The sequence below is a fragment of the Streptomyces sp. NPDC048415 genome (genome assembly GCF_040651675.1).
In the GTDB taxonomy this organism is placed as follows: Bacteria; Actinomycetota; Actinomycetes; order Streptomycetales; family Streptomycetaceae; genus Streptomyces.
The window spans coordinates 26,422-33,513 of the sequence record NZ_JBEZKJ010000090.1; the positions used below are offsets into that span (position 1 = coordinate 26,422).

The 7,092-nt window shown below is 71.0% G+C and carries 5 protein-coding genes and 1 tRNA gene; 4 read left to right on the top strand and 2 right to left on the bottom strand.

Features of this window, described 5'->3' with window-relative positions:
• The first annotated feature begins 48 nt into the window (after positions 1 to 48).
• The 3 genes from AB0D27_RS36775 (at position 49) to AB0D27_RS36785 (ending at position 1,617) form a co-directional block, all read left to right on the top strand.
• On the top strand, positions 49 to 420 hold the full coding sequence (locus tag AB0D27_RS36775) for a hypothetical protein (protein ID WP_362517438.1): 372 nt from the start codon (positions 49 to 51) through the stop codon (positions 418 to 420).
• 509 nt (positions 421 to 929) lie between these two features.
• Positions 930 to 1,553, top strand: a complete 624-nt coding sequence (locus AB0D27_RS36780) for a bifunctional DNA primase/polymerase (protein WP_362517440.1) — start codon at positions 930 to 932, stop codon at positions 1,551 to 1,553.
• A tRNA-Lys gene (locus AB0D27_RS36785) sits at positions 1,544 to 1,617 on the top strand. Before AB0D27_RS36780 ends, AB0D27_RS36785 begins: the two co-directional genes overlap by 10 nt.
• Positions 1,618 to 1,988: 371 nt before the next feature.
• Here the strand turns inward: AB0D27_RS36785 and AB0D27_RS36790 are convergent.
• Entirely contained in the window at positions 1,989 to 3,386 is a 1,398-nt protein-coding gene (locus AB0D27_RS36790; RefSeq protein ID WP_362517443.1) for a M6 family metalloprotease domain-containing protein, read from the bottom strand.
• Positions 3,387 to 3,868: 482 nt separating this feature from the next.
• On the opposite strand from AB0D27_RS36790, the gene AB0D27_RS36795 reads away from it, so the two are divergent.
• Positions 3,869 to 5,794, top strand: coding sequence for an EAL domain-containing protein (locus AB0D27_RS36795; protein WP_362517446.1), 1,926 nt, complete (start codon positions 3,869 to 3,871; stop codon positions 5,792 to 5,794).
• On the opposite strand, the gene AB0D27_RS36800 is transcribed toward AB0D27_RS36795, so the two are convergent.
• On the bottom strand, positions 5,785 to 6,918 hold the full coding sequence (locus tag AB0D27_RS36800) for an LLM class flavin-dependent oxidoreductase (protein WP_362517449.1): 1,134 nt from the start codon (positions 6,916 to 6,918) through the stop codon (positions 5,785 to 5,787). The genes AB0D27_RS36795 and AB0D27_RS36800 overlap by 10 nt on opposite strands.
• Positions 6,919 to 7,092 lie beyond the last annotated feature (174 nt).

Consider the following 7,092-nt stretch of genomic DNA (forward strand, 5'->3'; position numbering starts at 1 on the left):
GGGAGAATCCCCAGGGCGGGCCCCTGAACCGTACGAGGAGGAGAAGACATGGCGGAGCAAACGCCGCGTCGGAACGAACCGCGGCTACGCCCCGCGCCCCTGCTCTTCGAGCCCGCGGAGGCCGCCGGGGATCCGGAGCATTTCTTCGATCTGGAGTCGATCGACGATCCGCGAGCGTTGCTGGACCGGGCCACGGAGCTGACGCTGGCGTTCCGGGCCGCGGCGGACCGGGCGGTCGAGTTCCAGGCGATCGCCGCGGCCCAGTTGGCCGATCCCCGGCGGTTCGACCGGCTCACCGCGGCTGCCATCGCCGAGCGGGCCGAGTGGACTGAGGATTACGCGAAGAAGATGATCGAGTTCGGGCGGGATCTGATGCGCGGGGTCGAGGGGAACGGGCACGGGATCGGCGACCACGCGTGAGCCCTCGGGGCGCGTGGGAGGGTTTTTCGCCCCCGCCGCCCCTACCCTTCCCGTACCTGGGGGCTCCGCCCCCAGCCCCCCGTATCGCGCTTCGCGCTCGACTTCAAACTCCCGTGGGGGTCTCCCCCACGACAGGCTGATCGCCCTCCGCCGCGTCTATCGCTTCGTCCAGCACCTCCGCATACCCCGCCTCGCTGGTGGCACAAGGCACTTGAATCGTGTACGCCGATCCCGGCCAGCCCCTCTTCCGGGATCTCCGCACGACGGACGACGTCACCCGTGCGGGCGAGCGCCTGCTGACCTCCTTCCGGGTACACGGAACAGGCGAGTCGGGCGGCTACGCCATCGCATCCGCGCCTGCCGAGGCCTGGCGAGGCCTGGCCTGGCTGGCCTTCGCACGATCTTTTGGCATATGCCGGGCGGGCAAGATACTCCACTTAGCTCCTTCCTGTCCCCGTTTTCGGCAACCCTCTGAGACGGAGTGCTCACCGCCGGTAGATGTAGTCGGCATGAGCAGCACACGGAACAGGGACATCTCGGGAGTCACCTCCGACGGAGCCGCCTGGCTCGCCTCCGCGGGAACGTATCCGCGCAGCACGCTCGCCCTCTGGGAGGAACGGCCGAGCGCCCCGGTCGTCCTGCCCTGCGGCAGCGCCTTCGACGTCGTCAGCGCGCCGGCGCTGTTCGGGCGGCGGATGCTCGACAGGTTGTTGGACGACGGGCCGGGTTCGGGCCCCGTGGCTACCTACCGCGGGCGGATGCTGCTGTTCGCCGCGCCCGGTACGGCGCAGCGACTGCCGTCCCTGCTGGAGTGGGAGGAGTGGGGCTCGCGCGCCGCCTCCACCCCGGGGCGGTGCGGTGACGTGCCGCCGCTGCTCTGCCACGGCACCGGCGACGCGATCACCGTCCCCGCCCTGAGCGCCGACGAGCCCGGGCCGGACGCCGCCGGCCGCCTGGAATCCCGCTGGCTCGTCGCTCCCGACACCCGGCAGCCCTGGCTCCCGGGCGCCGAGATCCTGCTCTGGGCAGCGGTCCGAGCGGCCCGCGCGGCGGCCTCCGCAGCGGTGCGGATATCGATTTTTCCTCCCGCCGATCAGGATGCTAAGGTCTACGACGTCAGCAGGCGCCGCTAGCTCAGTTGGTTAGAGCAGCTGACTCTTAATCAGCGGGTCCGGGGTTCGAGTCCCTGGCGGCGCACGCTAGCGATGGCGAGGCATGTTCGCGGAGAGCGCGGACCTGTCTCGCTATCGTTGTTTTTGCGCGGCTTCGCCGCGCGTGGTGGGGGCTTCGCCACCCACACCCCCATTGACGTGGCTGAGGTGCGTGGTCGGGGGCGGGCGATGGGGTGAACCTCCCCCGCGAAGGAACCCTCCCGTCGGCGTCCGCCACGAAGAAGCCCTCCCCGTCGGCGTCCGCCACGAAGGAGCCCTCCCCGTCGGCGTCCGCCGCGAAGGTGTCCTCCCCTGCGCGTCCGCCGCGAAGTGCCCTGAAGCGGGCCTCCGCCATAAAGAGCCCTGAAGCGGGCGTCCGCCGCAAGGAGCCCCATACCAGGCGTACCCAGCGCAAGCTCAGCCCGTCGTGATCTTCACCGTCCACGCCCCCGAAGCCGTGCGGTCCTCCAGCTCGATGCGTACCCTCTCGCCGGGCACCGTGAAGCTCTCCCCGAGGGCCACCGGCGCGTCCGCGAGCGGCGGATAGACCGAGTCCTCCCAGCAGGACTCGGAGTGCGGGTGCGCGTCGACGACCTCGATCGGGCCGTCGCCCGACTCGGTCTCACTGCGGACGTGGTAGACGAGGATGCCCTGCGTACACGTCGAACCGTCATTGCCGGCCGAGCCCCGCGCCTCGAAGGCGAGCGCGCTGTCCGGCCCCGTGGGGACCACCGCCAGCTTGGTGCCCCGGCCGGAACCAAACGCCTGCGCACCCGCCACGCCCGCCTGCCCACTCGCCCCCGCGGAACCCACCCCTGCCGCAGCCCCAGCCCCGCCACCCACTCCTGCCGTAACCCCAGATCCGGCGCCCACTCCTGCCGCGGACCCAGACCCAGCAGCTACTCCTCCTGCCACCGCCCCAGCCCCGCCACCCACCCCTGCCGCCACCCCAGCCCCCGCACCCACCCCTGCCGCCACCCCAGCCTCCGCCCCCGGCCCCGCCCCCACCGGCTCCAGCGTCAGCCGCGTACTCCCGGGCCCCCGCACGCACGCCACCTGGCGCGGCTCCAGCCAGCCCAGTTTCCACTTGTGCCAGCCGAAGAGGTCGGGGGCGAGCCCGAACTGGCTGCCCATGAGGTCCCAGTCGCCGACGTAGGTGTCCCAGTCGCCCTTGCCGTCGGAGGGGCGGTGGTAGAGGTCGGGCAGGTCGAAGACATGGCCGGTCTCGTGGGCGAGGACGAGGCGGTCCGGGGGGTGCTTCTCGAAGACCGTGACGACGCGGTGGATGTCCGTGCCGTCGACGCGCATCGGCGTGTCCAGGTTGACGACCTTCGTGGCGTCCGAGTCGACGCCCGGCGCGTCCGGGTCGGCCACGAAGTAGACGATGTCGTAGCGCGAGAAGTCGACGTGCGGGTCGGCCACGGCGATCGCGTCGCGCAGATAGGCGGCGCGGTTGGTGGAGTTCCAGTCGCGCTGTATGGCGTACGACGTGGAGGGGCGCGGCATCCGGATCCAGTCGCGCTGGGGATGCGGGCGCACCGTGAACTTGCCGTACGAGGCGCGTTCGAAGAAGCGGCTGGTGGCGGGGAAGTAGTCGGCGTTCAGCTCGGCGGGCTGCGTCAACGGCCGGGAGTCCGGGAAGGACAGGAAGACCAGCACCGCGTCGAGGGGATGGGTAGGCCGCACATAGGCGGAGTTCCAGGTATCGACGCCTTCCGAGTGGTGGGCCTCGGTCCGCTTCAGGGCGCAGGGGGCGGAGCGGGGTTCGGCGAGGGCGGGGCCCGGTACCAGGGAGGTCGCAGCGAGCGCGGTCATCGAGGTGAACATGGCCGCGCTGCTTCGCCAGCGTGGCGCCCCGTCACGGGCGAGGCCCCGCAGGGCTTCACGGGTGAAACCCCGCAGGGCCTCACGGGTGAGACCTCTCAGGGGGAGCGGACGCGGCACGTCGACCTCCGGATGCGGAATTCAGGACACCGCACCCAGCCTGGGTGAGTTCGTATTACTTCGCCCTGTTTGTCTGCACCAGAAGGGTGAGGGGCCATGTGAGGCCGACACCCCGAACACTCACGGAACGTCACATGCGATCGGCAGGGCAAGGAACCCGCCCAGATGCAGGCAGAAACGATCTGTCAGAAGAGGCGGTTGTTCCGGGACACTGGAGAGTGGCTGCACGGCCGCGAGGCCAGCATCTATGATCGGCACACTTTCCTGCACGGACACGGCTTGTGCGGCCGCCCTCACCGGTCGACCGCCCCGAGAGACCCATACGAAGAACGAGTGCACTGCGGGAGCGAGCGGTGAGCGGAACGTCCGAAGGGCCGACGCCCGCGGCAGACCTCGTCCGGCCGGCCGTCACAGAGCGTCACATTGGAACATCTCCTCGTATGTTCGCCGGGGCATCTCCCGGTGCGTACGCCTCCCCGGGGTCACCTCCTGACGCGTACGCCTCAGCAGACTGGCCCGCCGAACCCTCCGCGTCCGACGGAACGTCAACCGGCCGTTACCGGGCCGCCTTCGTCACCGCGCCCCTCGCCATGGCGGTCGTCGACCGCGACGGCCTCGTCGTCACCGCCAACGAGTCGCTGGACGCGCTCCTCGGTGCCGGGGCGAACTCGCTCGCCGGCCGGATCGCCGCCGACCTCGTGGATCTGACGTCCGACACCCGCACCTGGCACGCGTACCGCGAGGTGCTGCGGGGACGACAGGCCCGGCTGCGCTGCACCCGCCGGCTCAAGCACCCCGACGGCCACTCGCTCTGGGTCCAGGTGACGGTCTCGCCGCTGCCCCCGCAGGAGGGGGCCGTGCTGCTGTCCGTCGCCGACATCAGCGCCCGGCGTGAACTCCAGGCGCGGCTGCGGCACTTGCAGATGCACGACCCGGTGACCCGGCTGCCCAACCGAACCCTGTTCTTCGAACGCCTGTCGGCCGCCCTGGAGGCGGAGGCGTACGAGGAGGGCGGCACCGGCCGGATCGGGCTCTGCTATCTGGACCTCGACGGGTTCAAGGCGGTCAACGACACCCTCGGCCACCGCGTCGGGGACCGGCTGCTCGCGGCCGTCGCCGAACGCCTGACGCGCTGCGCCGACGAGGCGGGGTACGCGAGAGCGACCACTCCCCTGGTGGCGCGACTCGGCGGAGACGAGTTCGCGCTGCTCGTCGAGGACTCCACGGGCACGGACCAGTTGGCCGACCTGGCCGAGTCCGTCCTGCGCGCTCTCCAGGCCCCCTTCGACCTCTCCGGTCAACGACTGTCCCTGTCCGCCTCGATCGGGGTCGTCGAGCGCCGCGCCAACGGGACGACCGCCACCGGTCTGATGCAGGCCGCCGATACGACGCTGTACTGGGCGAAGGCCGACGGCAAGGGCCGCTGGACGCTCTTCGACCCGGAGCGCAACGCCCACCGCATGACCCGTCAGGCTCTCTCCTCCACCCTCCGCGCGGCCGTCGAACGCGGTGAATTCGCTCTGGAGTACCAGCCGTTGGTCGGCATGGCGGACGGCGGCGTGCACGGCGTCGAAGCCCTGGTCCGCTGGAACCACCCGCAGTTCGGCACGCTGACGCCGAATCGGTTCATCGGATTGGCGGAGGAAGACGGCTCGATCGTCCAGCTCGGCCGCTGGGTACTCGCCACCGCCTGCCGCCAGGCTCGCCGCTGGCAGCTGGACCACCCGGACACGCCGATCTTCGTCAGTGTCAATGTCGCCGTACGGCAGGTGTGGGACTCCGATCTGGTCGCGGACGTGGCGACGATCCTCGCGGAGACGGGTCTGCCCCCGCACCTCCTCCAACTGGAGCTGACGGAGTCCGCGGTGATGGGTTCGGCGGGTCGCCCGCTCCAGGCCCTGCAGGCCCTCAGCGACATGGGCGTCCGCATCGCCATCGACGACTTCGGCACCGGTTACTCGAACCTGGCCTACCTCAGCCGCCTCCCGGTCTCCGTCCTGAAGCTGGACGGCTCCTTCGTACGGGGCTTCCAGTACGAGAACGTCGACGGTACGGCCGCCCACCCCAACCCCGCCGACGAGGTCATCGTCGAGGCCCTCATCCAACTCGCCCACCGGCTCGGCCTGACGGTCACGGCCGAGTGCGTGGAGACCGCCTCCCAGGCGTCCCGGCTGCGCGGTATCGGCTGCGACACCGGTCAGGGCTGGCTGTACTCGCGCCCGGTGGCGCCGGATCGTATCTCCGCACTATTGACGGGAACCGACTGCCGTCAGGCCTGAGCCTTCGGCAAGCCGTACGCGTCCGCGATCAGTTCGTACGAACGCAGGCGTACGTCGCCGCTGTGGGCGTTGCCGGTGATCATCAACTCGTCGGCCCCGGTGCGCTTTTGCAGCTCGTCGAGGCCGGAGCGGACCTCGTCCGCGGTGCCGTGGATGACGTTGGAGTTCCAGGAGTCGATGAACTCCCGCTCCAGCGGGCTGAATACGTGCGCCTCCGCCTCCTCGGGGGTCGGGACGAGTCCCGGGCGGCCGGTGCGCAGACGGACCATGTTCAAGGCGGCGGCCAGGACCTGGCGGCGGGCCTCCTTCTCGTCGTCCGTGGCGAGGGCGGAGACGCCGATGAGGGCATAGGGCTCGTCGAGTACGGCGCTCGGGCGGAAGGACTCGCGGTAGAGGTCGAGTGCCGGGATGGTGTTCTGCGCCGAGAAGTGGTGGGCGAAGGCGAAGGGCAGACCGAGGACTCCGGCGAGGCGGGCGCTGAAGCCGGAGGAGCCCAGCAGCCAGACCGGGGGCCGGTGCGGGGACTGGACGCCGCCGGGTGAGGTCGACTGGATGGGGCCGGGGACCGCGTGGATGCGGGCGTACGGGTGGCCGTCCGGGAAGTCGTCGTCCAGGAAGCGGATGAGCTCCGCGAGTTGCTGGGGGAAGTCGTCGGCGCCCTCGTTGAGGCCGTCGGTACGGCGGAGGGCTGCCGCCGTGGCGCCGTCCGTGCCCGGGGCGCGGCCCAGGCCCAGGTCTACGCGGCCCGGGGCCATGGCCTCCAGCGTGCCGAACTGCTCCGCGATGACCAGCGGGGCGTGGTTGGGGAGCATGACTCCGCCGGAGCCGAGGCGTATGCGGGTGGTGTGGGCGGCGAGGTGGGCGAGGATCACCGCGGGTGAGGACGAGGCCACGCCCGGCATGGAGTGGTGTTCGGCGATCCAGTAGCGGTGGAAGCCGCGGGATTCCGCCAGGCGGGAGAGGTTCACGCTGGTGTGCAGGGCGTCGGTCGCGGTGCGGCCGGCGCCTACGGTGACCAGGTCCAGTACGGAGAGGGGTACGGGTGCGGTGCCCTGCGCGGTGCCTCGGATCTCGTCCGTCTTGTCCGTCTGGTCCACCGGGGTGCCTCCTGTCGCGTACGTCATGCCGTCCTCGGCGTACGAACAGGAGAGGGTCCCCGTTTATTCCCGGTGCGGCGGCGTGGGGGCGAGCGTGCGGGTTTTCGCCCCCTCCGCCCCTACCCGTCCCGTACCTGGGGGGCTCCGCCCCCCAGACCCCCCGCATCGCGCTTCGCGCTCGTCCTCAATCTCCCCCACTCT